The organism is Blastococcus sp. TF02-09 (assembly GCF_003319105.1).
Taxonomy (GTDB): Bacteria; Actinomycetota; Actinomycetes; order Mycobacteriales; family Geodermatophilaceae; genus Blastococcus.
Map to the genome: position 1 here is coordinate 1 of NZ_QOHH01000001.1, position 25,926 is coordinate 25,926.

25 protein-coding genes and 1 pseudogene are annotated in these 25,926 nt (G+C 72.5%); 15 read left to right on the forward strand and 11 right to left on the reverse strand.

The annotated features are described in order from the left end of the window. On the reverse strand, positions 1 to 184 hold a 184-nt coding region (locus DQ239_RS00005; RefSeq protein WP_147251923.1), incomplete at its 3' end, for a hypothetical protein. 117 nt (positions 185 to 301) lie between these two features. Here DQ239_RS00005 and DQ239_RS00010 point away from each other — a divergent pair. The 7 genes and pseudogenes from DQ239_RS00010 to DQ239_RS00040 all read left to right on the forward strand — a co-directional run bounded on the left by DQ239_RS00010 (position 302) and on the right by DQ239_RS00040 (position 8,130). After that, positions 302 to 1,057, forward strand: coding sequence for a Sir2 family NAD-dependent protein deacetylase (locus DQ239_RS00010; RefSeq protein WP_113832640.1), 756 nt, complete (start codon positions 302 to 304; stop codon positions 1,055 to 1,057). After that, positions 1,054 to 1,371, forward strand: a complete 318-nt coding sequence (locus DQ239_RS00015) for a hypothetical protein (RefSeq protein WP_113832230.1) — start codon at positions 1,054 to 1,056, stop codon at positions 1,369 to 1,371. Before DQ239_RS00010 ends, DQ239_RS00015 begins: the two co-directional genes overlap by 4 nt. Before the next feature lie 136 nt (positions 1,372 to 1,507). Continuing rightward, complete coding sequence (locus DQ239_RS00020) at positions 1,508 to 3,043, forward strand: long-chain-fatty-acid--CoA ligase (protein ID WP_113832231.1); 1,536 nt, start codon at positions 1,508 to 1,510, stop codon at positions 3,041 to 3,043. A 225-nt stretch (positions 3,044 to 3,268) separates the two neighbouring features. Beyond that, positions 3,269 to 4,657 carry a C40 family peptidase gene (locus DQ239_RS00025; RefSeq protein WP_113832232.1) on the forward strand — a complete coding sequence of 463 codons (1,389 nt, stop codon included), beginning with the start codon at positions 3,269 to 3,271 and terminating at the stop codon, positions 4,655 to 4,657. A gap of 346 nt (positions 4,658 to 5,003) precedes the next feature. Beyond that, a pseudogene (locus DQ239_RS00030) lies at positions 5,004 to 5,915 on the forward strand (MoxR family ATPase); the annotation flags it as partial. A 245-nt stretch (positions 5,916 to 6,160) separates the two neighbouring features. Then, positions 6,161 to 7,177, forward strand: a complete 1,017-nt coding sequence (locus tag DQ239_RS00035) for a DUF58 domain-containing protein (RefSeq protein ID WP_113832234.1) — start codon at positions 6,161 to 6,163, stop codon at positions 7,175 to 7,177. Beyond that, positions 7,174 to 8,130: a VWA domain-containing protein gene (locus tag DQ239_RS00040; protein WP_113832235.1), complete on the forward strand. Its 957-nt coding sequence runs from the start codon at positions 7,174 to 7,176 to the stop codon at positions 8,128 to 8,130. The genes DQ239_RS00035 and DQ239_RS00040 overlap by 4 nt, the downstream gene beginning before the upstream one ends. Positions 8,131 to 8,178: 48 nt before the next feature. Here DQ239_RS00040 and DQ239_RS00045 read toward each other — a convergent pair whose 3' ends face one another. Together DQ239_RS00045 and DQ239_RS00050 are read right to left on the reverse strand one after the other, a co-directional pair. Then, complete coding sequence (locus DQ239_RS00045; protein ID WP_113832236.1) at positions 8,179 to 9,150, reverse strand: NADPH:quinone oxidoreductase family protein; 972 nt, start codon at positions 9,148 to 9,150, stop codon at positions 8,179 to 8,181. A 757-nt stretch (positions 9,151 to 9,907) separates the two neighbouring features. Beyond that, on the reverse strand, positions 9,908 to 10,378 hold the full coding sequence (locus DQ239_RS00050; RefSeq protein WP_113832237.1) for a hypothetical protein: 471 nt from the start codon (positions 10,376 to 10,378) through the stop codon (positions 9,908 to 9,910). Positions 10,379 to 10,923: 545 nt separating this feature from the next. On the opposite strand from DQ239_RS00050, the gene DQ239_RS00055 reads away from it, so the two are divergent. Together DQ239_RS00055 and DQ239_RS00060 are read left to right on the forward strand one after the other, a co-directional pair. Continuing rightward, positions 10,924 to 11,139 (forward strand): hypothetical protein, encoded by a 216-nt coding sequence (locus tag DQ239_RS00055; protein ID WP_113832238.1) that lies wholly within the window; start codon positions 10,924 to 10,926, stop codon positions 11,137 to 11,139. Then, on the forward strand, positions 11,136 to 11,978 hold the full coding sequence (locus tag DQ239_RS00060) for a Fic family protein (RefSeq protein WP_158544739.1): 843 nt from the start codon (positions 11,136 to 11,138) through the stop codon (positions 11,976 to 11,978). Before DQ239_RS00055 ends, DQ239_RS00060 begins: the two co-directional genes overlap by 4 nt. Positions 11,979 to 12,017: 39 nt before the next feature. On the opposite strand, the gene DQ239_RS20060 is transcribed toward DQ239_RS00060, so the two are convergent. The 3 genes from DQ239_RS20060 to DQ239_RS00070 all read right to left on the reverse strand — a co-directional run bounded on the left by DQ239_RS20060 (position 12,018) and on the right by DQ239_RS00070 (position 16,075). Continuing rightward, entirely contained in the window at positions 12,018 to 12,959 is a 942-nt protein-coding gene (locus DQ239_RS20060; RefSeq protein ID WP_147251925.1) for a hypothetical protein, read from the reverse strand. Positions 12,960 to 14,127: 1,168 nt separating this feature from the next. After that, positions 14,128 to 14,283 (reverse strand): Zn-dependent oxidoreductase, encoded by a 156-nt coding sequence (locus tag DQ239_RS00065; RefSeq protein ID WP_113832240.1) that lies wholly within the window; start codon positions 14,281 to 14,283, stop codon positions 14,128 to 14,130. Between the two features lie 55 nt (positions 14,284 to 14,338). After that, positions 14,339 to 16,075 carry a DUF429 domain-containing protein gene (locus tag DQ239_RS00070; protein WP_113832241.1) on the reverse strand — a complete coding sequence of 579 codons (1,737 nt, stop codon included), beginning with the start codon at positions 16,073 to 16,075 and terminating at the stop codon, positions 14,339 to 14,341. Positions 16,076 to 16,264: 189 nt separating this feature from the next. Here DQ239_RS00070 and DQ239_RS00075 point away from each other — a divergent pair, with 189 nt between their 5' ends. From DQ239_RS00075 to DQ239_RS00085, 3 genes are read left to right on the forward strand one after another with little or no spacing between them, the layout of a single operon-like run. Further along, complete coding sequence (locus DQ239_RS00075; RefSeq protein WP_113832242.1) at positions 16,265 to 17,041, forward strand: amino acid ABC transporter substrate-binding protein; 777 nt, start codon at positions 16,265 to 16,267, stop codon at positions 17,039 to 17,041. Then, positions 17,038 to 17,706, forward strand: a complete 669-nt coding sequence (locus DQ239_RS00080) for an amino acid ABC transporter permease (protein WP_113832243.1) — start codon at positions 17,038 to 17,040, stop codon at positions 17,704 to 17,706. Before DQ239_RS00075 ends, DQ239_RS00080 begins: the two co-directional genes overlap by 4 nt. Then, on the forward strand, positions 17,703 to 18,458 hold the full coding sequence (locus DQ239_RS00085; RefSeq protein WP_113832244.1) for an amino acid ABC transporter ATP-binding protein: 756 nt from the start codon (positions 17,703 to 17,705) through the stop codon (positions 18,456 to 18,458). Before DQ239_RS00080 ends, DQ239_RS00085 begins: the two co-directional genes overlap by 4 nt. Positions 18,459 to 18,497: 39 nt before the next feature. Here DQ239_RS00085 and DQ239_RS00090 read toward each other — a convergent pair whose 3' ends face one another. Beyond that, positions 18,498 to 19,187: a hypothetical protein gene (locus tag DQ239_RS00090; RefSeq protein WP_158544740.1), complete on the reverse strand. Its 690-nt coding sequence runs from the start codon at positions 19,185 to 19,187 to the stop codon at positions 18,498 to 18,500. Positions 19,188 to 19,335: 148 nt separating this feature from the next. Here DQ239_RS00090 and DQ239_RS00095 point away from each other — a divergent pair, with 148 nt between their 5' ends. Continuing rightward, positions 19,336 to 20,439: an alpha/beta hydrolase fold domain-containing protein gene (locus tag DQ239_RS00095; protein ID WP_158544741.1), complete on the forward strand. Its 1,104-nt coding sequence runs from the start codon at positions 19,336 to 19,338 to the stop codon at positions 20,437 to 20,439. 15 nt (positions 20,440 to 20,454) lie between these two features. On the opposite strand, the gene DQ239_RS20210 is transcribed toward DQ239_RS00095, so the two are convergent. From DQ239_RS20210 to DQ239_RS00115, 4 genes are read right to left on the reverse strand one after another with little or no spacing between them, the layout of a single operon-like run. Beyond that, on the reverse strand, positions 20,455 to 20,640 hold the full coding sequence (locus DQ239_RS20210; RefSeq protein ID WP_113832247.1) for a hypothetical protein: 186 nt from the start codon (positions 20,638 to 20,640) through the stop codon (positions 20,455 to 20,457). Between the two features lie 20 nt (positions 20,641 to 20,660). Beyond that, positions 20,661 to 21,380 carry a type 1 glutamine amidotransferase domain-containing protein gene (locus DQ239_RS00105; RefSeq protein WP_113832248.1) on the reverse strand — a complete coding sequence of 240 codons (720 nt, stop codon included), beginning with the start codon at positions 21,378 to 21,380 and terminating at the stop codon, positions 20,661 to 20,663. Further along, positions 21,377 to 22,639 carry a glycosyltransferase gene (locus tag DQ239_RS00110; protein WP_113832249.1) on the reverse strand — a complete coding sequence of 421 codons (1,263 nt, stop codon included), beginning with the start codon at positions 22,637 to 22,639 and terminating at the stop codon, positions 21,377 to 21,379. The genes DQ239_RS00105 and DQ239_RS00110 overlap by 4 nt, the downstream gene beginning before the upstream one ends. After that, the gene (locus DQ239_RS00115; protein WP_113832250.1) at positions 22,636 to 23,613 is read right to left on the reverse strand and encodes a glucosyl-3-phosphoglycerate synthase; all 978 of its coding nucleotides are present in this window, start codon (positions 23,611 to 23,613) and stop codon (positions 22,636 to 22,638) included. Before DQ239_RS00115 ends, DQ239_RS00110 begins: the two co-directional genes overlap by 4 nt. 131 nt (positions 23,614 to 23,744) lie before the next feature. Between DQ239_RS00115 and DQ239_RS00120 the strand changes: the two genes are divergently transcribed. Continuing rightward, positions 23,745 to 24,704, forward strand: a complete 960-nt coding sequence (locus DQ239_RS00120; RefSeq protein ID WP_113832251.1) for a Gfo/Idh/MocA family oxidoreductase — start codon at positions 23,745 to 23,747, stop codon at positions 24,702 to 24,704. Then, complete coding sequence (locus tag DQ239_RS00125) at positions 24,701 to 25,798, forward strand: zinc-binding alcohol dehydrogenase (protein WP_199582408.1); 1,098 nt, start codon at positions 24,701 to 24,703, stop codon at positions 25,796 to 25,798. Before DQ239_RS00120 ends, DQ239_RS00125 begins: the two co-directional genes overlap by 4 nt. Positions 25,799 to 25,926: the final 128 nt, after the last annotated feature.

The following is a 25,926-nucleotide window of genomic DNA, read 5'->3' on the forward strand; positions in this document are numbered from 1 at the left end:
CGCGGATGTGGTCGGCGGTGATGTCCGCGCCGTCCTCGGTGCGCAGCAGGTTCTCCAGGAGGACCTTCAGGCTGAAGGGCAGCTTGTCGGAGCCCTCCACCGCGTCGAGTCGGTAGATGTCGTAGTCCGTGCCCTCGACCGACAGAGTCGACCGGGCTCCGAAGCTGTCCTTGCTGGCTGCCACTTCTGCGCCTACCCCTCGCTGGTTCGTCGCGACTGGTTCGTCGCGCTCGCGTCCGCTCCCGATCATCCCAGCCGATGCAAATACCCACCGGGTGAGGCGACCCTTACCGTGGTGCGCGTGACCGGCGCCGTCCCCGAGCCCCTGCCCGACTGGCTGACGGCGGCACGGCGGATCACCGTGCTCACCGGTGCGGGCATCTCGACCGACAGCGGCATCCCCGACTACCGCGGCCCCCAGGGCGTGTGGACGCGGGATCCGGACGCCGAGAAGCTCGTGACGCTCTCCTACTACCTGGCCGACCCGGAGATCCGCCGTCGCTCCTGGCTGCTGCGCCAGGCGATGCAGGACGCCGATCCGCAGCCCAACGCCGGGCACCGCGCGCTGGTGGACCTCGAGCGGCAGGGGCGCCTGCGGGCCCTGGTGACGCAGAACATCGACGGGCTGCACCAGGCCGCGGGGTCGAGCACCGGTTTGGTGCACGAGATCCACGGCACCGTCGCCCAGGTGGTCTGCACCGACTGCGGCGACCGGATGCCGATCCGGGCGGCGCTCGACCGGGTCGCCGGGGGAGAGGAGGACCCGGCCTGCCGGGTGTGCGGCGGAATCCTCAAGACCGCGACCGTCTACTTCGGCGAGCTGCTCGACGAGCGCGTGGTCGCGGCGTGCACCGCGGCTGCCGCCGACTGCGACGTCCTCCTGGCCGTCGGCACGTCGCTGCAGGTGTGGCCCGCCGCGGGGCTGGCCGACGTCGCCGTCCGCTCGGGTGCCCGGCTGGTCGTGGTGAACGCCGAGGAGACCCCCTACGACGACGTCGCGGACCTCGTCGTCCGCGAGCCGATCGGCACCTCGCTGCCGCGGCTGGTCGGCGGGTGAGCCGCGCGGAGCTGCTCGCCCGCTACCGCGAGCTGGTGCTCGGCGAACTGCCGCGCCGGGCGCGCGACGGGCACTGGGTGGTGCACGAGGACCACTGCTTCGGCCGCATCGTGCTCGACCACGCCGTCGGCGGTCGCTGGTACGACGTCCTCGACCGGCGGCGTTCGCCGGCCTTCGCCCAGCTGGACGACGAGCAGCTGGCCGCCGCGGTAGACCTGGCCGAGCGAGTCCTCGCCGAGGGCGACCCGCTGCTGCGCGAACTGGACGCGCAGAGCCTGGTCTGGCGCGGCAGACCGCCGAAGCCGGCGCCGTGAGGCTGCTCGTCGTCCACCTGATGCTCACCGCCGCGTACGCCGGGTTCCCTCGTGGCCGTCCGCGCTGCCGGTTAGCGTGACGGCCACCACGTCGAGCGGCCGGCGCCGGGCCGGCCACGCACCCCAGGGAGCCGGCATGCGCGTGCCCTTGACCACCCGCGACTTCCTCGAACGGGCCGAGCTCGTCTACGGCGACCGCGTCGGCATCGTCGACGAGCCGAACCAGCCCGCGCCGTCCCTGGGCGAGGTCAGCTACCGGGACGTCGCCCGCCGCGGCCGGGCGCTGCAGGCCGCGCTCGACGAGCTGGGCATCGGCGAGGGCGAGCGGGTGGCGATCGTCAGCCACAACGCCGCCCGGCTGCTGGAGGTGCTGCTGGCCGTCCCCTCGTCGGGCCGCGTGGCGGTGCCGATCAACTTCCGGCTCTCCCCGGAGGAGGTCGAGTACATCGTCGGGCACTGCGGCGCGCGGGTGCTCTTCGTCGACCCGGAGCTGGAGTCGACGCTCAAGAACGTGACGGCGGAGCACCGCTTCGGCACGGGGGAGGAGTACGAGCAGCTGCTCCGCTACGACGTCGAGCCGCGCGCGTGGGCGGAGCCGGACGAGGACGCGACGGCCACCATCAACTACACGTCCGGCACGACCGCCCGGCCCAAGGGCGTGCAGATGACCCACCGCAACCTGTGGGTCAACGCGGTCACGTTCGGCATGCACATGCAGGTCAGCGACCGCGACGTCTACCTGCACACCCTCCCGATGTTCCACTGCAACGGCTGGGGCCTGCCGTACACGATGGCCGGCCTGGGCGCGCAGCAGGTCGTGCTGCGCAAGGTGGACGGCGCCGAGATCCTGCGCCGCGTCGAGCAGCACGGCGTCACGATCATGGCCGGGGCGCCCGCGGTGTGGAACGCCGTGCTCGAGGCGGCCGCCGACTGGAACGGCCCGATCCCCGGCCGCGACAAGGTCCGCATCGTCGTCGCCGGCGCGCCCCCGCCGTCGAAGACCATCGCCCGCGTCGAGGCCGAGCTGGGCTGGGAGTTCAACCAGATCTACGGCCTCACCGAGACCGCTCCGCTGCTCACCATCAACCGGCCGCGCGCCGAGTACGACGACCTCTCCCCGGAGGAGCGGGCCAAGAAGCTGGCCCGGGCCGGCGTCCCCGCGCTGGGCACCCGCATGTCGGTGAGCGAGTCGGGCGAGGTCCTGGCGCAGGGCAACACCGTGCTGGCCGGCTACTGGGAGAACCCGGACGCCTCGGCCGAGGCGCTGGAGGGGGGCTGGTTCCACACCGGGGACGGCGGCAGCATCGACGACGCCGGCTACGTGACGATCTCCGACCGCAAGAAGGACGTGATCATCACCGGCGGCGAGAACGTGTCGTCGATCGAGGTCGAGGACGCCGTGTTCAGCCACCCGGCCGTCGCGGAGGTCGCCGTCATCGGCGTCCCGGACGACAAGTGGGGCGAGATGGTGACCGCGATCGTGGTGGTCGCCGAGGGTGAGCAGGTCACCGAGGCCGACATCGTCGCCCACTGCCGCGGCAAGATCGCCGGCTACAAGATCCCCAAGCGGGTGGAGTTCCGTGACGAGCTGGCCCGGACCGCCACCGGCAAGATCCAGAAGTTCAAGCTCCGTGAGTCCTTCTGGGCGGGGTCCGAGCGCCAGGTGAACTGAAGGGCGGCACCTCGCCGAGTGCGGGGTTGTTGACGCTCCGGCCGGCGGGTCCCGCCGTGTCGCCGACAGCAACCCCGCACTCGGCAGCGAGCGGGCGTCACCTGAGCGGGGCGTCTCACCCCTCGGGGTGAGACGCCCCTCAACGACGAAGTCCGGCCGACCGATCCCCCTTCCGACGGCACCCCTCCGGGTGCCTCTCGTCGAGAAGTCGGAAGAGGTCGCGACGTGCACAGCGGTACCCCGAACAGCCCGGCCCGCCCGGCGTGGCACCGCGGAGCGCTCCGCGCGGGTGGGACGGCGATCGCCGCCACCTTCCTCGTCGGGCTGGTGCCCGGCGCGGCCCAGGCGACCCCCGGCGCACCCAGTGACGGCGAGATCTCCAGCGCCCAGGCGCGGGCCGACGCGATCGCCGCCCGGATCGGTGAGCTCGACGGGCAGCTGACCGCCGCGCAGGCCGCCGTCGACAGTGCCCGCGAGGAGGCGTTGTTCGCCCTCGACCAGTACCAGGCCACCGAGGAGGCCGCCGAGGCCGCGCGCAAGCACGCCCGGGCCGCCGCGACGACCGCCGCCCGCACGACCGAGCAGCTCGGCGTCGCCCGCGACGACCTCGTCGCCTTCGCCCGCCGGACCTACATGGAGGGCAGCACCGCCCCCGGCGCGAGCGCGCTGCTCACCGCCGGCACCCCGGCACAGCTGATCGAGCGCGCTGCGCTGCTCGAGGCGGCCGGCTCGCACCGCACCGACGTCCTCGAGACCGTCACCGTGCTGCAGGAGAAGGCGCGGAAGGCCGACATCGTGGCCCGCACCGCGGTGGCCGAGGCCGACGAGCTCAAGGACCAGGCGGAGCAGGAGCTCGCCGTCGCGCAGGACGCCGAGATCTCCGCCCGCGCCCAGCAGACGCAGGTGCGCGCCCAGGAGACCGCGCTCGAGGCCGAGATGGAGGCCGCGGAGCAGGAGCTGACCGACCTCGTCGGAGCCAAGGAGGCCGCCGAGCGGGCCGCCGCCGAGCGCGCCGCCCGGCAGCCCGTGCAGCCCGAGGCGTCCGTCGCCGACCAGCCCGCGCCCGAGGCCCCGGCACCGACCGCGCCGGCCCCCGACGCGGCCCCCGCACCGGCGCCCGCCCCGGCCCCGGCGCCCGCCCCGGCTCCTGCACCGGCCCCGGCGCCCGCCCCTGCTCCTGCTCCGGCGCCCGGTCCCGGTTCGTCGTCGGCGGCGCAGACCGCGATCGACGCCGGCCTGCGCTACATCGGCACCCCCTACGCCTGGGGCGGCGGCGGGTCGCGGGGTCCCGGCCCCGGTCAGGACCCCGACCGCGGCGTGATCGGCTTCGACTGCAGCGGGCTGACCCAGTACGCCTACGCGCGAGCCGGCATCGCGATCCCGCGCAACAGCCGGGCCCAGTACGCCCAGCTGCCGAAGGTCGGCCGCGCCGCGCTGCGCCCGGGTGACCTGGTGTTCTGGGCGACCGACCCGAGCCGGCCCTCGACGATCCACCACGTGGCCATCTACCTCGGCGGCGACCGGATCCTGGAGGCCCCGGAGAGCGGCAAGACCGTCCGGACGACGGCGATGCGCTGGGGCCACTACGCGGGAGCGGTGCGGCCCTCGGCCTGAAGCCGGGGCCGGCAGACGAGGCGTCGGGCAGCCACGGGGGGAGCTGCCCGACGCACCGCTCAGGCTAGCAGCCCGGAGGCTCTCGGGCAGCGGTCTCGCCGCGTCACATCGGAGGTGTTCGCACTTCTCCGGAGGACCGCCGACGGCGTTCAGCTCCTGTTTAGCAAGGTGTAGGACACTGGTCGACGGGGACGGCTCTGCCGCCCTCGTCGACGGCCGCCCACGAACCGGGCGCCGCGGCCCGGCACGACCAGGGAGCCCCGTGACGAGCGCTGCCAGCACGCCGACCGAGAACTCGTCCGCGCAGGCCGGCACTCCGGTGCCGCCGGCCACCGACGCGGCCCGGCTGGAGCGGGTCCTGTTCGAGATCAAGCGGGTCATCGTCGGGCAGGACCGCCTCGTCGAGCGGATGCTCGTCGCGCTCCTGGCCCGCGGGCACGTGCTCCTCGAGGGTGTCCCCGGCGTGGCCAAGACCCTCGCCGTCGAGACCCTGGCCACCGCCGTCGGCGGGAAGTTCGCCCGCCTGCAGTTCACCCCGGACCTGGTGCCGGCCGACATCATCGGCACGCGCATCTACAAGTCGGGGCAGGACGCGTTCGACACCGAGCTCGGCCCGGTGTTCGCCAACTTCGTCCTCACCGACGAGATCAACCGCGCCCCGGCGAAGGTGCAGTCGGCGCTGCTCGAGGTCATGGCCGAGCGCCAGGTGTCCATCGGCGGGGTCACCCACCCGCTGCCCGACCCCTTCCTGGTGCTGGCCACCCAGAACCCCATCGAGTCCGAGGGCGTCTACCCGCTGCCCGAGGCGCAGCGCGATCGCTTCCTCATGAAGGTGCTCGTCGACTACCCGAGCCCCGACGAGGAGCGGGAGATCATCTACCGGATGGGCTCGGAGCCGCCTGTCGCCGCGACCGTGCTCGGCCCCGAGGAGCTCCGCCGGCTGCAGCAGACCGCCTCCCAGGTGTTCGTGCACCACGCGCTGGTCGACTACGTCGTCCGCCTGGTGGTCGCCACGCGCACGCCGCGCGAGCACGGCATGGAGGACGTCGCGACGTGGGTGTCCTACGGCGCGAGCCCCCGGGCGTCGCTCGGGCTGATCGCGGCCAGCCGCGCGCTGGCGCTGGTGCGGGGCCGTGACTACGTGCTGCCGCAGGACGTCCTCGACATCACCGCCGACGTGCTCCGCCACCGCCTGGTGCTCTCCTACGACGCCCTGGCCGACGGCGTGCCCGCCGACCACATCGTGAAGCGCATCGTGCAGACGGTGCCGCTGCCCCAGGTGGCGCCCCGGCAGAACGCCGGCGGCTTCGGGCCGGGTTCCGGAGGCGGCCCGCAGGTGCCGCAGTACGGCCCGCCGCAGGGCGTGCCGATGCCGGTCGGTCCGGGCCACGGCGGGCCGAGCCAGGGGGCACCGGGTCAGGGCTCGACCGCCTACGGCGGGCAGGGGCAGGGGCAGGGCATGGGCGGCGGTCCGGGCGCCAACGGGCACGGGCCGCACCCGGCGTGATCCGGCGCCGCCGCGGCGCCGAGCCCTCCCCGGCGGGCTCCGCGCACCCCGGCCTCCTGCTGCACGACGCCGGCGCCAGTCGCGGCGGGGACGGCGGCGCACCCCCGCGCTTCACCGACGGCCCAGCCGACGTCCTGCTGCGCCGCCTGGAGCTGACCGTGCGGCGCCGCCTGGACGGGCTGCTCCAGGGCGACCACCTGGGCCTGGTGCCCGGGTCCGGGTCCGAGGCCGGTGACTCCCGCACCTACCACCCGGGCGACGACGTCCGCCGGATGGACTGGCCGGTCACCGCGCGCACGCAGGTGCCGCACGTGCGGGAGACGATCGCCGACCGCGAGCTGGAGACGTGGGCGGTGGTCGACCTGTCGGCCAGCCTGGACTTCGGCACCGCGAACTGCCTCAAGCGCGACCTCGCCATCGCCGGGCTGGCCGCGGTCGGGCACCTCACGGTGCACGGCGGCAACCGCCTGGGCGCGGTCGTGACGACGGGGGAGCGGGTCGATCGCCACCCCGCGCTCCCGGGCCGGATCGCCGCCGAGCGCCTGCTGCGCTCCGTCGTGGCCACCCCCCGCGCGCAGGGCGGCCGCCGGGGTGACCTCGCCGCCGCGCTGGAGACGCTGCGCCGGCCGGAGCGCCGCCGCGGGCTGGTCGTGGTGATCTCGGACTTCCTCGGCGACAGCGACTGGGAGCGGCCGCTGCGCGCGCTGGGCACCCGGCACGAGCTGCTGGCCATCGAGGTGGTCGACCCGCGCGAGCTGGAGCTGCCCGACGTGGGCCTGCTGACCGTCGTCGACCCGGAGAGCGGGCAGACCCTGGAGGTGCCCACCGGCGACGCCGCGTTCCGGGCGCGCTTCGCGGAGGGGGCGGCCGCCGAGCGGGCCCGGATCGCCGCCGGGCTGCGCCGGGCCGGTGCGGGGCACCTGCGGCTGCGCACCGACCGCGACTGGCTCATGGACGTCGTCCGGTTCGTCGGCGAGCGCCGCCGGGCCGGGAGCGGAGGAGCGTCGCGATGACCTTCCAGGCACCCCTGTGGCTGCTCGGCCTGCTGGTGGTCGCGGCGCTGGTGGCGTACTACGTCGTCCTGCAGCTGCGCCGGAAGGCCTACGCCGCCCGCTTCACCAACGTGGCGCTGCTCGGGTCGCTGGTGCCCAAGCGGCCGGGCTGGCGCCGGCACGTGGCCTTCGGGCTGGTGGCGCTGGGCATCGCGACGCTGGTGGTCTCGCTGGCCCAGCCGAGCACCGAGGTGCGGGTGCCGCGCGAGCGGGCGACGGTGATCATGGCCGTCGACGTCTCGCTGTCGATGGAGGCCCGCGACGTCGAGCCGAGCCGTTTCCAGGCGATGCAGAAGGCGGCGAAGGAGTTCGTCGACGTCCTGCCCGAGCGCATCAACCTCGGGCTGGTGACCTTCGCCGGCACCGCGACGTCGCTGGTGCCGCCGACGACCGACCGCGAGCAGGTGCGCGGCGCGATCGACAACCTGGAGCTGGCCGAGTCGACGGCGATCGGCGAGGCGATCTTCACCTCGCTGTCGGCGATCCAGAACTTCCAGTCCTCGCTGGAGCAGTCCGGGGAGGAGGCGCCTCCGGCCCGCATCGTGCTGCTCTCCGACGGCTACCCGACGGTGGGCCGCGACGAGACCCAGGCGATCGACGCGGCCAAGGACGTGTCCATCCCGGTCTCGACCATCGCGTTCGGCACCGACTACGGCACGCTCGACCTGGACGGCGACACGGTGCCGGTGCCCGTCGACCGGGCCACGCTCGAGCGGATCGCGGACGAGACCGGGGGCAGCTACAGCGAGGCGGCCAGCGCCGAGGAGCTCGAGGAGGTGTACGCCGACCTGGGCAGCCAGATCGGGTACACCACCGAGCCGCAGGACATCAGCCCGCGGTTCGTGCGGGTCGGCGTCCTGGTGCTGATCGTCGGCGCCGTCCTCAGCCTGCTCTGGACCAACCGCCTGGTGTGACCTGCTTCTCCGCGGAAAGGCAGGCCGCTTTTCCGCGGAGAAGCAGGCTCAGCGGGTGGGGTCGAGGACGAGCTTGCCGGTGGTGCGGCGGGCAAGCAGGTCCTGGTGGGCGTCGCGCGCGTTGGACAGCGGGTACCGCCCACCGGCGACCGGCTTCAGCGACCCGTCGGCGGTCATCGCGAGCAGGTCGGTCATCGCGGCGTCGAGCATGTCGGGGCGGGCCATGCAGTGCGCCAGCCAGAACCCGATGACGGCGCGGCTCCGCTGCATGAGCGCGCCCGGGGGCACCGCCGGCGTCTCCTGGCGGGCGGCCATGCCGTAGGTGACCAGCCGGCCGAACGGGGCCAGCGCCGAGAGCGACCCGGAGAAGACGTTGCCGCCGGTCATCTCGAGCACGATGTCGACCGGCCTGCCCTCGTTGGCCTCGCGGAGGGCCGCGGCGAACTGCTTCGGGTCGTCGTCGGCCAGTGCCGGGTCGACCGTCGCGTGCGCGCCGAGCTCCTCGGTGAGCGCCCGCTTCTCGGGGCTGGAGGCGGTGGCGATGACCCGACCGGCGCCCCAGCGGCGGGCCAGCTGCACGGCCAGCGAGCCGACGCCCCCGGCGCCGGCGATGACGACGACGGACTCGCCCTCGGCCAGGTGCGCGCTGGTGCGCAGCAGGTGCCAGGCGGTGGTCCCCTGGAGGACCAGCGACAGCGCCTGCTCGTCGGTCACGCCGTCCGGCACGGCCCAGGTGAGCCGGTCGTTGGCCGCCACCCGCTCGGCGTAGCCGCCGCCGTCGAGCAGCCCGACCACCCGCTGCCCGCCGCCGACCGGGGTGCCGACGAACTCCGCCCCGGGGATCAGCGGCAGCTGCTGCGCCGCGAGGTAGGAGTTCTCGATCTGGTGGGTGTCTGCGAAGTTAACTCCGGCGGAGCTCACCTCGTAGAGCTGGTGGCCTGGGCCCGGAGTGGGATCGGGAAGGTCGACGATTTCGAGGACCTCGGGACCGCCGAAGCGGGTGATCTGCACGGCACGCATGCGATGGACCTTAGGGTTGTGGTGCTTCCACGGTCGACCGCCCGACTGCCCGCTGGACCTGATCAGTGGCCTTTCGAGTCCTTCTTCGACTAGGCGGAGCGGCTAGCAGTCGTCGACAGGGGGGTGTCATGAGCCCACGGCCAGGCGGCGAGGCCGACAAGATCGGAAACCGCTATGGGGGGGTGCCTGGACGACCTCCCGGCTGCTCGCGGTCCTGGCTGGCCGCGCGGCTTGGGTAAAGGTCGAGCCGCTCGGCGAGGTCGGTCGCGGAGTCGAGTTCATTCTCGAACGGGCTGACGGCGGCGGTGAAGGTCATCAGGTCAAGCGGCAAGCGGCAAGCGGCAAGCGCCAACGCTTAGAGCTCCCCTCGCTCTTCGCTGATCTTCGCCCGGGACTGGGTCGGCCAGGGCGACCAGGTCCAAGACGCCGGGCGACTGAACCGGGTGATCTGCACGGCGCGCATGAGGTGAGATTCTGGCTTCGCGACGGACCTGAGCGGTTTTGGTGAAAGAGTTGTACCACGGTGACTTCGAGTGGTCCTTCAACGCGTTCGATGAGCACCAGTCGCCGGCTAGTGGCTTGCAGGCGGCGGCGCCCCGGGCAGCGTACTCAGCAGCCTTTCTTGCGATTTCGACCGGGTGGCGACTCGTGGCGCACAGCACTAACCACAGCACTGCCGGGCGGGGGTCGGGAATCCGCGCAGTTCACTCTTTACTCGGTCACGGCCGAGCTTTTTCGGTTTCCCACCCCTATCGATTCACCTGACGACATGCCACCCACTGGGCTTCTCATCGATGACGCCCTTCTTCTTGAGTTCGTACAGCACGTCGTCGATGGGGCTCGTATTGATAGCCCGGCGCTTGTCTATCTCGGCGATGCCGCTTGCGCCGACAGTCGTCGTGTAGATGCTCTTGTGACCCAACCAAACTCGCCAAGCGATGATGACGTCGCGTTGCTCTCGGCTGAGTGGGACGAAACGCTTGAACTGAGCTAGAGCGCCAGTGACGACGCTGGCCGGAATGGTTGCTTCCGCCGGAAGATCCGCGGCAGCCTCCCATGCCATTCCTGCGATGATTGACCACCCGGCGAGGCCGGTCCACTCGTCAGTGCGTACCCAGGCGCGGTCCGAGAGGACCATCATCTTCGCGATATCGGTCCGCTCGCTGGCCTGTCGCGAAAAGTAGTTTCGCGTCTCTGGGTCGCGGACGATCAACTCACTGAAGAACATCCGTTGGACCTGTCGTGGCACCACGGGTAGACTCTCAATGTTGCTCTTTATCCAGTCGTTCGGGTCGTATGAGGGTGGCAACTGATCTCCATTTCGACTATTCGCAGGCGACGTTAGTCTATGGAGATCCGAACTTCCTAGCCATCAAGCCTTGAGAACGTGTCGCGCCAACCGCGGTCAGTGGCCCGTTGTTGCGGACCGGGGCGGACTGGGAGCCCGGGCTGTCGGAGTGTGGTCGGCGCGGTGTCGGCAAAGTTGACTCCTGCGGAGCTGACTCGTAGAGCTGCTGGCCCTCGCCGGGGGTGGGGTCGGGCAGGTCAACGACATCGAGGACTTCCGGGCCGCCGAAGCGGGTGATCTGCACTGCGCGCATGCCGTGACCCTGGGCCGTAGATGGCTTGCGGCCCGGAGTCCGAACTCATGGCGACGTCATCCGCCCCCTAGCCGCCGAGCGTCCCAAAGCGGCCCACTCTGGGTGACCCGGCCGGGGGATCGCTGTCGCGCGCTGTCTGGTTGACGAGGGTTAACCGCCGTACAGTCGATGGATGGCCACCAAACCCCGCACGCGCAAGGACGTCGTGCGCGCCCGCCAAGCGAACCGGGCGGCCAAGCTCCAACACCGCGGGGACGCGAATGTCGAGGCTGCTGACTCGGCCAAGTCGGTGCTTGCTGACCGTGTGGCCACAGCGGACGAGGTTCGTGTGGCTGGGGAGCGTGCCGCGGCTCGCTGGGGGAGCCTGCTCAAGCGCCTCGCGGAGTGACCGTCTACCTCGACGTTGATCGGGTCATCGAACTCCACGCTCTCGCCGGTGAGCCGGTCGCGATTGTCGACAGGTCGACCCTCGAAGGCGCGGTAGCACGATGCCAGGCCGGCGTCGGCGACGAGGACGCCTTCCCGCATCTCGTGGACAAGGCCGCGGCTCTGCTGCACGGCATCGCGAGCACCCAGTGCTTCCAGGACGGCAACAAGCGAGCTGCCTGGTTGTCCACCGTCGTCTTCCTCGAGCTGAACGGGATGGAGCTGCGGGACATCTCGGACATTGAGGCGGAGGCGTTCGTCATGGCTGTGGCGGTCAGCGCGTGGAGCGACCGCACCGTCGCGAAGGCGGCCGAGTGGCTGGCGGTTCAAGCGCACAAACGCGTGACGAGCGTCCTAGAAGCTGAAATGCCGCCGCCGCTGGTGATCGCTTCTTCGGAGGATGCTCTGGCCGCCTTCTTCCCCGAGGGAGAGCCGACTCCGGAGACGCCACTCGGTGCCGCCTTCATGTGGTGGTCGGCTCTGCTGCAACAGGACAAGTACCCGGTGGCTCTGCAGCGCCTCACCTGGTCCCCGCAGGCCTGGGATTTCGAGCAGACAGCTCAGGACTTGGACGGGTGGTCGATGATGCAGAACGTCTACCCGTGTGATGACGCGCCCGACGAAATCGCGTACGTGCGTTTCATGCGCGGCACTGGGTACACGATGCAGGCCGTCGGCGACGCCCCGCTGGACGAGGTTTACGTGCTCACCGTGGTGGCGTGCGATGACGGGTGGTGGCGGGCATGGGGCTACTCGAAGGATTACTTTCCGCCGGCGGCACAGGTTCGCGGCGAGGACTAAGGTCGGACACCCTCCGGTGGCTCGGTCAACACCCGGACGTCACTGGCCCCGTGTCGTGGGGTCGTTCCAAGTTATGGATCGCGCCGCGTTGTCACCGATCTCTTCGCCACGCAAATAAGCGTTGATGATCTCTGCGCGGTCTCGCTCCTGCTTCAAGTTCAATGGCGGTTGTAGCGCAAGCGCATGCCATAGCTGCCTGTGGTACAAGTCCACGGCGGCAGCCATCTCCACGCAGTAGCCTTGCGCTGCGGCGACGGAAGCGCGGTAGCAAATCCATGCGACGCCAAACAAGAGGAGTGGCACATAGAGCCAGTCGCCAGTAGGAAGCAGGAGTGCCGCCGAGACGACGACGGCAACTAAGTTGGCGACGCACAGTCTCGCAGCGGCATCCAATTGATTTCGACGGTCAGCGAGTCTTTCGCGAATGTCCGGAGCGATCAGCGGGACAAGACGGGGCATCACTAACGAGATGTCCAGTCCATACCTGGCTCCAGCCCGCTCTTCGCCTGCTCGTAGGGTGTTCCCGAGAGAAGTAGGCAGGAGCTTCACTTCGTCGTCTGGCAGCCAAAGGAGCCCTGCGGTGGCCGCCGACGCCGTGGCAAAGCCGCTCCTAGTGGACGGATCGGCCTCTCGCTCCGCCGCTCTGAGTGCGAAGTACTTCCTCTCGTATCGTTGAGCAGCAGCCTCCGAGAGGATCGACCCCCAAGGCAGGGGGTGCCAATACCCCTCCAGTAGTTGGATCAGCGGGTATTGGATCGGGTGAACAGCGACAGCCGCTATGACGAGTAGGGATGCGATGCCAATAGCGTCGCCAATCGACAGGGCGCCAAGGACGTCCCGCGCTCTTGACAGCGAGGGGCTCTGGTTGGGCGCGCCCGCCGCCAGCAGGGTCCCTACAACCAGCGCAAGAAGCGCATTGGGCACGAGCGTGACGAACAGGAAGCGCGACGACGCCCGGCCCGCAAGTGCTTCTGCCGCCACCGGGTCACCGATAGACGGGCGGGTCGCCGGGATCGATCCGGCTTGCGTCTCGCTCGGAGGCGATCCTCGCCTTAACGGGGCTATGGGGATGTTTTTCGGATCCGAGGCACTGAGGCGCCCGCGGGGCGCGACCGACTCTCTGGCACGTGGGGCAACTGAAGACCTTCCCGGCACTGGGTCCTGACTGCAGGGTGACCCAGTCGTGACCTCCGCCGGTGCCGAAGAACGTCATGATGCCTTCTCCGAGCGCGTTGCCTGAACGAGGTAAGACGCACGCTGCATGCCGCTCACCGCCGATCGGTTGGGCTGCGAGCATAGAGCCACCCAGGTCCAGCGACACGCTCCCAACTCACGATCGATGCTGGGGTTCGGCGGCAGACTTGCCTCGATCCAGCGCTTGGGCACCGTGGGCAGTCCAGACAAGGAGGCTGATGCGGTCACCGTGGTCTGTCGGAGCCGTCGCACTCGCGTGGATGGCGATAGCTGGGGGCTTGGCCGGCGGCCCGCTCGAAGCTCTTGTCCTGTGGACGATCGGGGTCCTCGGGCTCCTTGTGTTCGTCCTACGACCTGCGGGCCCTGCTAAGGCAAACCTGTCTGCGCCGCTGAAATCAGACGACCGGGCCGATGCGGCTGGGGCTGACTCGACGAAGCCGCCGAGTGGCGACCAAGGCGTCCGCAAGGTGCCCGCGACGGAGCCGCCGAGTGGCGACCATGGCGTCCGTAAGGTGCCCGCGACGGAGCCTGTCCGTTCGCCGTCGGGCGGTGCAGATCACGACGGGCGCCAGGCACAGCCTCGGCTAGGTGCGCCGCAGGCCCCTGCCTCTTCGGCTCCCACGGAGCTCAAGATCCTCAGCGCCGATCATGTGGCGCTGCTTCTGGGAGTCGAGCGAGTCGAGGTCGTGCGTGCGATGGCTTGCGGAGAGCTGCCGGGCAATCGCATCGGAACGAAGTGGCTATGTAGTGAGCACTCCCTGCGCGCGTGGCTCGACGGCTCCTGGGCCTGAAGGAGTCAGTGGGCGGCGAGGGTGCGCCATGGACCTCACCAGTCCCTGGCGCGTGATCAAAGCGGCAGACGCCGTCGGCTTGGACCTGGGGCTTGAGGGACCTCGCCACGGCGGACCTGCGCACGGCGCCATGCACCGTTCAGCGAGCGGGGGCCTCGGGAGGTCTAGTGCGCACGCCGTGGGTGGTGGGTGTCGGCGTAGTTGATGCCGGCGGCCGAGACGTCGTGCAGGGTCCGGCCGGGGCCGGTCTCCGGCTCGTGGACGTCGACGACGGTCAGGACCTCGGGGCCACCGAACTCGGTGATCTGGACTGCGCGCATGGGGGTGAGGCTAGGACCTGCTTACGTCCGACGGTCGTTCCGGCCGGCCCTCCGGTCAGCCGCCGGCGAGCCGCTGCAGCCGGGTGGTCAGCGCGGCCCGCCGGTGCGCGTTGCCGTGCAGGTCCACGTACCGCTGCCCGAAGCCGGCCAGCAGCGTGTCGTCCAGCCGGCGCACGGCACCCGGGGGATAGCGGTAGTCCATCCGGGCGGTGATGGCGCTGTCGTCGACGCCGCGCAGCACCTCGCCCAGCTCCACCAGGCTGGTCACGCCCAGTTCGAGCAGCAGGCCGGAGATCCAGCTGTAGTGATCCGGGCGCGACCATCCGGCGTCGGAGTACTGCCCGGCCAGGAACGCGGCCAGCTCCCGGGGCGCGATCCGAGGGTCGTCGGGGTCCACGTCGTCGGCCTCGTCGGCGGGAACCGGTGCCCGCAGGCGCTCGCGGATCGCGGTGAACTCCTGATCGGCCAGCTCCAGCAACCCGGCGGCCAGGGTGAACCGGCGGTCGAACTCGGAGGCGTGCTCGTCCGGCACCGTGCCCTTGTAGCGGATGTCGTGCTCGAACTCGGCCCAGGCGTGCTGCAGCACCGTGCGCACCTGCACCTGCACCACGCGCCCGACCAACTCCGGCAGCTCGGCCGCCCGGCCCGGGTCCACGCCGATCAGCAGGTGCCGGCTGGAGTAACCGAACCGGCCCTGCTGCGCGGTGCGCCGCCCCATGTCGCGGTCGTCGATCACCCGCACCTGCTCGGCCAGCAGCTCGGCGACGGCCTCCACGTCGCTCTGCACGTAGGTGATCACCCGCACGCCGATCTGGTCGGTGATGTCGCGCGCCGGGTCCGGATAGGCAGGCACGCCGTCGACCGTGCGCGCCGCCTTCTCCGCGAACGAGGCGATGGTCTTGGTCCGCCCGGTCACCGACAGGTAGTTGATCCCGGCGTCGTCGAGCAACCCGGTGACGAGCGCGAGCGCCTGCGCCCCGGCGACCACGGTCTCGGGGCGGCCGTCGGCGTACGCCTGGATGGCCTGCTGCACCGGGTCGGGCGCGGGTGCGGCGACCCGGGGGCCGGGCTGCAGATCCGGCGGCAGGGTCGGGGTCACGATGGCGCCGCCGGCCGCGTCACCGTAGGTGGTCACCTCGTCCGGGCGGTGGACGGCGATCCATCCCACGTAGGCGCACACCACGGCGTCGACCTGGTCCTCCGCCACCCGCAGCTCGCTCTTGCGGGTGGCGGCCTGCACCTGCCGGCGCAGCGCGGCGAACCGTTCACCGAGGTCGAGCTCGGCCACCGCACCCAGCAGGTCGACGAGCAGCAGCAGCTCCGCGCGCATCTGCTCGAGCGTGCGGCCCGGCTTGTTCTTGTACTTCAGCGTGCGGCCCAACCGGAACAGCGCCACCGTCGCCGCGTGCGGGTAGACCTCGATCGCCCGGCGGTCGCGCCCCGAGCGGGGGTCGAGGTCCAGCTTCAAGCGCCGGCCGATCCGCCCGCCGCGGGTGTCACCATCGGTGAACTCGGCCTTGCCGGTGTTCGTCGGGTGCGCTCCGGCCTCGAACCTCGCGAAGTCGGCGTTGAGCGCCCGCTCTGCGGCCCGGTTCCCGGTGGCGTTGGTGACCACCAGCGGGGCGTCGATCGCCACGATGCACGGGCCGGCGGCGAACGGGGCCAACGCGGTCTCGATCTCCTCGTCGGTGCGCACCGCGCTGACGTGCACCAGCCGGCCGGCGTCGTCCAGCACGGCGAGGCCGGTGGGTTGCCTGAGCCCCCAGGCGAGGTCGATCCCGATGTGCTGCACAGGATCAGCTTGCCCGGCAGGGGCGCTGCTCCGGCTCACCGGGGCCCCGGAGGTCGATGAGGTCCGGGCGGTCGTGTTGTGCGGCCGGAGACCCGGCGGAATGCTTCCGGGTGGGAGCGGTTCCTCCTCGTGGCAGGAGACCGACCTGCCGGACACCCACCGCCTCGACCCCCTGAACCGGAGCCCGCCGTGCGCACCCGCCTGCCCCTGATCGCTCTCGCCACCGCCCTGCTGCTGACGTCCTGCGGCGAGGACTCCGACTCCGCGGGGGGCGGCGGCTCCGAGGACGTGCTCCGCGTCGCGACCGAGGGCACCTACGCGCCCTTCTCCTTCCACGACCCGGAGAACAACGAGCTGACCGGCTACGACGTCGAGGTGGCTCGGGCCGTCGGCGACGAGCTGGGCATGGAGGTCGAGTTCAGCGAGACGCAGTTCGACGCGATCTTCGCCGGGCTCGAGGCCGACCGGTACGACGTCATCGCCAACCAGATCGGCGTCAACCCGGAGCGCGAGGAGAAGTACCTCTTCTCCACCCCGTACACCTACTCCGAGGGCGTCGTGATCACCCGGGCCGACGACGACAGCATCAGCTCGCCGGCCGACGTCGAGGGCAAGACCAGCGCCCAGTCGACGACCAGCAACTTCGCCGAGATCGCCACCCAGGCCGGCGCGCGGATCGAGGCCGTGGAGGGCTTCACCCAGGCCATCACGCTGCTCAAGCAGGAGCGGGTCGACGTCACCATCAACGACAGCCTGGCCTTCCTGGAGTACCAGAAGACCACCGGTGACGAGGACGTCAAGATCGCCACCGAGATCGGCGAGCAGAGCGAGTCGGCCTTCGCGTTCCGCAAGGACGAGGCGGATCTGCAGAGCCGCGTGAACGAGGCCCTGGAGTCGCTGCGTGCCGACGGCACCCTGGCGGAGCTGTCGGAGAAGTACTTCGGCGAGGACGTCAGCGCGGAGTGAGCGCGATCGACTGGGACCTGGTCCGGAGCAGCCTTTGGCCGCTGGCCCGGGAGCTGCTGCGCGGGACGCTGCCGCTGACGGCGATCAGCTTCGTGCTGGGGCTGACCCTGGCCGTGCTCGTCGCGCTCATGCGGCTGTCGGGCAACCGCCTGATCTCGGCGCCCGCCCGGGCCTACGTCTCGGTCATCCGCGGCACCCCGCTGCTGCTCCAGCTGTTCATCATCTTCTTCGGCCTGCCCGAACTCGGCATCAAGTTCGACCCGTGGCCGGCCGCGATCCTGGGCCTGACCCTCAACGTGGGGGCCTACGCCTCCGAGGCGGTGCGCGGTGCCATCCTCGCGGTGCCGCGCGGGCAGTGGGAGGCGGCGATGACCGTCGGGATGAGCCGGGTGACCACGCTCCGCCGCGTGGTGCTGCCGCAGGCCGCCCGCATCGCCGTCCCCTCGCTGAGCAACACGCTCATCTCGCTGGTCAAGGACACCTCGCTGGTCGCGGTCGTCACCGTCACCGAGCTGCTGCGTCAGGCCCAGATCATCGCGGGGCAGACGTTCGAGTACTTCACGCTCTACGGCGTCGCCGCCGTCTACTACTGGGTGGTGTGCCTCGTGCTCTCCTTCGGCCAGACCCGGTTGGAGACCCGGCTGTCGCGGCACGTGGCCGCATGACCGCCCCGCTGCTCGAGGCCCGCGGGCTCGAGAAGTCCTTCGGCGCCAACCGCGTGCTGCGCGGCATCGACGTGGTGGTGCCGGCCGGGTCGGTCACCTGCCTGATCGGGCCCTCCGGCTCGGGCAAGACGACGGTGCTGCGCAGCCTCAACGGGTTGGAGCATCCCGAGGTCGGCACGGTCCGGGTCGGCGACGTCGCCGTCGACTGGGCGACCCGGCCCGACGCCCGCGCGGTGGCCCGGCTGCGCGGGCAGAGCGGCATGGTCTTCCAGGCGCACAACCTCTTCCCGCACATGACGGTGCTGGACAACGTGACCTCGGGGCCGGTGTTCGCGCAGGGCCGGCCGCGCGCCGAGGCGCAGCAGGAGGCCCGGGAGCTGCTCGCCCGCGTGGGGCTTGCCGACAAGGCCGACGCCTTCCCGGTCCAGCTGTCCGGGGGACAGCAGCAGCGGGTCGGCATCGCCCGCGCGCTGGCCACCCGGCCGAAGGTGGTGCTGTTCGACGAGCCGACCAGCGCGCTGGACCCGGAGCTGGTCGGCGAGGTGCTGCAGGTGATGCAGTCGCTGGCCGCCGAGGGCTGGACGATGGTCGTGGTGACCCACGAGATGCGCTTCGCCCGGCAGGTGGCCGACCAGGTGCTCTTCCTCGACGGCGGCGTGGTGGTCGAGCAGGGCCCGCCGTCGGAGGTTCTCGTCGACCCGCGCGAGCCCCGCACCCGCCAGTTCCTGCAGCGCCTGCTCGACCCGCTCTAGCACCGCGTTCCCGGGCGCCGCCTGGACCGATGTCGACGGTCAACGGACGGCGGCGAGCTCCTCGGGGGCGGCGGTCTGCTCGGCGCGCGCGCCGGCCGCTCCGGTGCCCGCCGCCCAGAGCGCCAGCAGCACGCCCGCGACGGCGAAGAGCGGCGTGAACCCGGTGTCGGGCGACAGGAACGTCAGCGGCACCACCACGGCGTGCGCCAGCCCGCCCACGACGCCGACGAGCGCCACGACGCGACGCAGCCCGATCTGGAGCCGGGCCAGGGTCGCGGCGAGGTACACGACGGCCAGGCCGCTGACGGGGTACAGCACGGCGGCGAGGCCCAGGTGGGTGAAGGCGACCGGGGCGTCGTGGCCGGCGTGCAGCGCGTCGCTGTCGACGACGGCGGCGAGGTGGACGACCGTCTCGACCGCGTAGAGGGAGAGCGCTCCGACGGCGACGGCGAGGGGGAGCGCGGCTGCCGGTGGCCAGACCCCGTGGCGGCGCGCCAGCCACAGGCCGACGGCGAGCAGCACGGTGCCGGCCACCACGAGCGTGTGCCCGGGCACCCACATGTCGTCGGCGGTCATCGTCGCCAGTTCCTCGCGCACCGATCCGGACGCGTCGGAGTCGGGGTGCATCGGGCCGCCGGCGAGCAGCGCGGCTCCGGAGGCGAGCAGGGCGAACCGCCACCCCTGCGGCGCGCGACGGGCGGGGGACTGGGTCTCCAGGGAGGTCGTCATGGCCGGAACCCTGGCGGCAGCCACTTGCACGCTGCTGGTCCCTCTCTTGGACTCCGCAGCACGGGCGCTCCCGGACTCCTTGACACCGGCGGTGACCGGGACGACATTGCTGCGCCTCACCTCCGGAACCCGCGCATCGGAGAGACCCATGGCCGAGATGACGCACGAGTCCACGGCGCGGCAGGAGGGGCGGCTGGCCGACCCCGACGTCGAGCTCCGCACCGACCCGCGGCTGCACCCCGGTCTCCGGGCCACGTTCGCGGCGTTCCAGCTGGACGGGCACGCCGCCCCACCACCGGTCGACCGCACGTCCCCGCCGGAGGCGATCGCCGAGATGGTCGGCGCCTCGCACGCCGCGTTCGAGGGGCTGTACGCCGCGCTGCCCAGCGACTGGCCCGACGAGGTGCGCGCCGACGTCGACTACCGCCGGGAGACGGTCACCGGGGTCGACGGCAACGAGATCCCGCTGCATGTGTTCCGCCCGGCCGGCGTCGAGGGCCCGCTGCCGTGCCTGGTCTACATCCACGGCGGCGGCATGACGATCCTGGAGGCCCACAACGTGGTGCACCGCCGCTGGAGCGAGGACCTCGCGCTGACCGGCATGGTCGTGGTCACCGTCGGCTTCCGGAACGCCTGGACCGAGCAGGGGACGAACCCGTTCCCGGCGGGGCTCGACGACTGCAGCTCCGCATTGGACTGGGTGCACGCGCACCGCGCCGACCTCGGCATCACCCGGATCGTGCTGCAGGGGGAGTCCGGCGGCGCCAACCTCGTGCTGGCGACCGTGCTGAAGGCCAAGCGGGAGGAGCGGCTGGACCGCGTCGACGGCGTCTACGCGATGGTCCCGTACATCAGCGGCGGCTACGGCTGGAGCCGTGAGCGCAAGCTGCGCGAGCTGCCGTCGATGGTGGAGAACGACGGGCACTACATCAACTGCCAGATGATGGACACGCTCGTGGCGCTCTACGACCCGACCGGCGAGCACGCGGAGAACCCGCTGGCCTGGCCCTACTTCGCCACCGAGGACGACGTCACGGGTCTGCCGCCGCACGTGATCACGGTCAACGAGCTCGACCCGTTGCGCGACGAGGGCATCGCGTACTTCCGGCTGCTGCAGCGGGCCGGGGTGCCCGTGGTCGGCCGGGTGAACCTGGGCCTCACCCACGCGGCGGACATGTCCTTCCGCGCGGCGGTGCCCGAGGCCTACAAGGCGGCGGTGCGCGACATCCGGGGGTTCGCCGACACGCTGTGAGCGACGGACGCAGGATCAGCCCTCGTCATGCGCCGCCGGCGGGTCCGTGCTCGACGAAGGGCCGGGGCCCACGGCCGGAGCCGCTCCGCCGAGTTCTTTGCTCTTCGTCGGGTCGGCGTCCTCGGGCCGCGGTACCCGCGGATCGTCCGGGAGCCGGATGTCCACCTCGTCGTCCCGCGGGTGGATGCTCTCGCCGTCCATGTCCGTCCGCCGTCCCGTCGTCAGTGCTTCGCGGCCGGGGCGCGCAGGAGGGCGGCAGCGGCCAGGCCGACGCCCGCCACCGCGACGGCCGACGGCTTCGGCGACCAGCGCAGTGCCCCGATGGCCCAGCCGACGGGCTTGTCGGGCTGCCGGTCGGACTCGCGCCGCGTCGCCGTCCGCACCGGCTGCGGTGAGGTCGCGGCGAAGGCGTCGAGGATCCCGGGGACGAAGGCGGCCATGTCCTGGGGCCCTCGGCTCGTGGTGAGGTTCCCGTCCTGCACGAGTTCCTGGTCGAGCCAGGTCGCCCCGGCGTTCACCAGGTCGTCGCGGATCCCGGGCCAGGAGGTGAGGGTCCGTCCCTCCAGGAGGCCCGCCGAGGCGAGCACCCACGGCCCGTGGCAGAGGCTGGCGATCGGCTTGCCGGCCGTGGCGAACGCGCGGACGAACTCGCGCGCCGGAGCGGACTGCCGGAGCAGGTCGGGATTGATGAACCCGCCGGGCAGCAGCAGCCCGTCGTAGTCGGCGGGATCGGCCTTCTCCACGGTCCGGTCCACGTGCACCCGGGTGGCGGGCATGTGCAGGTTCACCCCGCGGATCCGTCCCCGTCGCAGCGACACGACGTCGACCCGGGCACCCGCTGCCTCCAGGGCCCGCATCGGGACGACCAGCTCGACCTTCTCGAAGCCGTCGGCTGCCAGGGCGGCGATCCGGCGTCCCTTGAGCTTCCGTCTGGTGCTCATCTCGTCGATTCCCTTCCGTCGAGGGGCCGCTGCGGGCCCCGTTCCGTCAGCTCGCGCCGTGCCGTCGGGACCGGCCCGGCCCCGTCCGCCACGGCGTGCCGAGCCCTGCCGGCGGTCCGGGTCAGGAGCTCGGCGTAGAGCCGTTCGTAGCCGCGGGCCATGACGCCGGGGCTGAACCGGTGGCGGGCGGCCGCCGCGCAGGCCGCGGGATCCAGCTCGGCCAGCCGGCCCAGCGCCGCGGTGAACTCCGCCTCGTCCTCGGCCAGGAATCCGGTGACCTCGTGCTGGACGAGCGAGGGGAGGCACCCGCGGGCCATGGCCACGACCGGCGTCCCGGCAGCCAGCGCCTCGCAGACCGCGGTGCCGCCCGGCTCCTCCCAGCGGATGGGGAAGAGCACTGCCCGCGACCGCCGGAGCAGCTCCGCCTTGCGGCTCCCGGCCACGCTGCCGATCCACCGGACCGCGTGCCCGTCGAGGTGCGGGTCGACGTGCTCGAGGAACCAGCGCACGTCGGGATAGCCGCGCACCGGGCTGGCCGGGTCCGCGAGGGCGGCCTCCAGGGCGGCGCGGTCCGGCTGGCCGCCGACCGGTCCGGCCAGCACCAGCGGCACCCCCGCCGCGCGGCACGCCCGCACCGCGACGTCGATGCCCTTGGTCTCGCACAGCCGGGACAGCACCAGCACGGAGTCGGTCCGCTCCTCCGGTGCCGCCGGCGCGCCGTCGGGGATGGGCACCGACAGCGGTACGGAGCCCAGGGTCTGACGGCGGAGCCGGGCCGGCCCGCGCGCGATCTGGGAGTCCGAGACGCCGGCGAAGAAGACCCGCCCGTGCCCGTCGAAAACGGCGTAGAAGTCGGCGTTGCGGTGCAGGTCCCAGTGCAGCGTGTGCAGGACGGGCGGAGCGGCGTCGCCCAGGGCGCCGAGCACCGCGGGGCCGACCACCTCCAGGTGGGTGTGGACCAGGTCGAACGGCCGGCCGGCGGCGGCGTGCCGGGCGATCTCCTCGACGACGACCTGCGCGTGCGCGTGCGCGGTCCCGACCACCTCCGGATAGGGCGCCGCCAGGCGGGCGAACTGCCCCTCGGGGTAGGCCGACACCCGGCCGTCGGCGTCCTGCTCGCTGTCCCCGACGGTCGCGAGGACGACGTCGTGACCGCGGCGGCGCAGCTCCGTGGTCAGCGTGGCGACGACGGTCTCCAGCCCGCCGTAGCCCCGGGGCGGGACCGCCAGCCACGGACCGGCGTCCATCAGGATCTTCACGCCGACCAGCCGGGGGTGCGGGCGGCACGGCGGGCGGCATAGGCGGGGACGGTCCGCATGGGTGGCCGCTCGACGACGCCGACGTCCCAGGTCACGCCCTCGATCCCGCCGTCGGTCCGCACGTACTGGACCAGCTGGTCGCTGGGCACCGCGACGCCGTGGCAGCGGGCCAGCGCGGTCTGCACGATCTGGCCGGCCATGCGGCCCAGCGCGGCGTCGGGCTGGTGCGAGTGCTGCCGCGTGCCGAGGTCGACCTGCGCGAGGGCGTCCACCCCGGCCAGCTCGGCCAGGTCGACCAGCAGACCGAACTCCACGCCGTAGTGCGAGACGAAGGGCACCTGCTCCAGCAGGTCGCGCCGGCCGGCGTACTCGCCCGACAGCGGCTGGACGAAGCCGGACAGCTGCGGCCACAGCGCCGCCAGCAGCGGCCGGGCGGTCAGCTCGGTCACCCGCCCGCCGCCGCTGGGCACCAGCCCCTCGGTGGTGGCCAGCGGCCGGTCGTAGAGCCCCTTGACGTAGCCGACGGTGGGGTCGTCGAGGAGGGGTCCGAGCAGGCCGACCACGAACTGCGGGTCGAAGGAGATCAGGTCGGAGTCGATGAAGACCACGAGGTCGCCGTCGGTCACGTGCAGCGACTTCCACAGCGCCTCGCCCTTGCCGGCGACGTGGCCGCGCTCGGGCAGGACGTCGTCGACCCGCACCACCCGGGCCCCGGCACGCCTGGCGGTCTCCGCCGTCCGGTCGGTCGACCCGCTGTCCGCCACGACGAGCTCGTCCACCAGCGCGTGCCGGTGCACCAGCTCGCGGTGGATCGTCGCCACGATCGCGCCCACCGTGCGCTCCTCGTTCAGCGCGGGGAGCACGACGCTCACCGTCCGGCCCTGCGCCCGCTTGGCGGCGGCCAGCCGGGCCGCGGAGTAGTCGGAGGCGGTGTAGGTCCGGCGGCGCAGCCACTGGGAGACGTCGACGCGCATGCGCTGTCCTTCCGGTCGGGCGACGACCGGGTCGCCGCATGCCGGCAACGGGGACGCGTCGCGCTTCCCCGAGGATGCGGTCCGGAGGGCAGGATCGGAACGGTGACGATCGCCGAAGGCACCTCTTTCTCGTGACCGTCCGGGTGGGCCTGGTCGGGGCGGGTGGTGTCGGTGCCCGGCACGCCCGCACGCTGACCGGCTTCGACGACGTCGACCTCGTCGCCGTCTGCGACCCCGTGGCGGCAGCCGCCGAGGCGCTGGCCGACGAGGTGGGGACGCGGGACGTCGCCGACCTGCAGGGGCTGCTGTCCCTCGGGCTGGACGCCGTCTGGCTGTGCGTGCCGCCGTTCGCGCACGGGGACCTGGACCTGTCGCTCGTGCGCGCCGGGATGCCGTTCTTCGTCGAGAAGCCCCTGGCGGCGGACCTGCGCGTCGCCGAGCACGTGGCCGCGGCGGTCGCGGAGGCCGGGCTCCCCACGGCGACGGGGTACCACTGGCGGCACCTGGACACCGTCGGCCGGGCCCGCGCGGCGCTCGGCGACACCGCGGTCCGCCTCGTGGACGCCCGGTGGTGGGGCACGACCCCGCCACCGGCCTGGTGGAGCCGGCTGGACGGGTCCGGCGGCCAGGTCGTGGAACAGGCGACCCACGTCCTCGACCTCGTCCGGGTGCTCGCCGGGGAGGTGGTCGAGGTGACCGGCGCGTCCGCGTTGTCGTCGGCCGGCGGACGGGACGTGCCCGACGCGAGCGTGGCGGTGCTCCGTCTGGCCTCCGGCGGCGTGGGCACGGTCAGCGTCTCCTGCGTGCTCCCCGCGCCGGCCGCTGCCGGGCTGCAGCTGATCGGCGACGGCGTCGAGGTCGAGCTCACCGAGACGGCGGTCCGCGTGCGCACCCGCGACGGCGAGGTGCGCGCCGAGCCGGAGGTCGATGCCCGGACGGCCGTGGACCGGGCCTTCGTGGACGTGCTCTCCGGCGGCGGCGCGGCACCCGGGGTCGTCGACGTGGCCGAGGCGCTGCGCACGCACCGGCTGGCCTGGGCGGTCTCCGAGGCCGCCCGCACCGGGCGCACCGTCCGCGTGGGCGACCGATGAGCAGCGGGGTGCCGGTCCGCACGCTCGTGGTGCCCCGGGCCGGGCAGCTCGAGGTCGAGGAGTCCCTCCTGCCCCCGCTCCCGGAGGGCCGGTTCCTCGGCGAGACGCTGGTCAGCGGGGTCTCGGCCGGCACCGAGCTCACCTGGTACCGCGGGACCAGCCCGTACCTCCGCGCCGGCTGGGACGCCGAGCTGGGGCTGTTCGACCGCGACCGGCCCACCGACTCCTTCCCGGTGCGGCGGCTGGGCTACATGGAGGTCGCCCGGGTGACCGACAGCCGGACCCGTGCGGTGCCCGAGGGCGCCCTGGTGGCCATGGCCTACGGCCACGCGACGGCCGTGCACGGGGATCCGCTGACCCAGCACGTCGTGCCGCTGCCCCCGGCACTGGACCCGCTGCTGGGCATCTACGCGGCCCACCTCGGGCCCATCTGCGTCAACGGTCTGCTGCACGCCGCCGCGGACGCCGGAGGCAGCGAGCTCCGGGACGGGGCGGGCGGCCGGCTGGTGGTGGTGACGGGCGGCGGGCCGATCGGCCTGCTGGTCGGGGTGCTGGCGCAGCTGCACGGTGCGGCGGAGGTCGTCGTCGTGGATCCGACGCCGGAGCGTCGCGCGGCCGCGGTCGCGCTCGGCCTCGACGCCGTCGACGACACCGCCGACCCGGCGCGCGAGCTCAAGACTCGGTGGCGGCACGGACCGGGCGACCACGGCGCCGACGTGGTGTTCCAGTGCCGGGGCACCGGCGCGGCGCTGGCCACCGCGCTGCGCTGCCTCCGCCCCCAGGGCACCGTGGTGGACCTGGCGTTCTACACCGGCGGCGCGGACGACGTGGCCCTCGGCGAGGAGTTCCACCACAACGGGCTGTCGCTCCGGTGCGCCCAGATCGGCCGGGTGCCGCGCGGGCTGGCGCACCGCTGGGACCGCCGTCGCCTCTCGGCGGAGACGCTCGCCCTGCTCGACGTGCACGGGCCGAGGATCCGGGAGGCATTGGTGACCGACGTCGTCCCGTTCGACGAGGCGCCCCGGCTGTTCGCCGACCTCAACGCGCGGCGCCGGCACGTGATCACGGCAGCGCTGCGCGTCCGGAAGGCGTGAGGGGGTCACCGGGCCTCCCTCCCGTGCCACCGCGCGACCTCGGTCCGTGCCGCGCCTCGTGGCGCCCGAGGCGACCAGGAGACCGGAGCCGGCGGGCACCGTCGATCGGCAGGACTGCCCATTGCGGC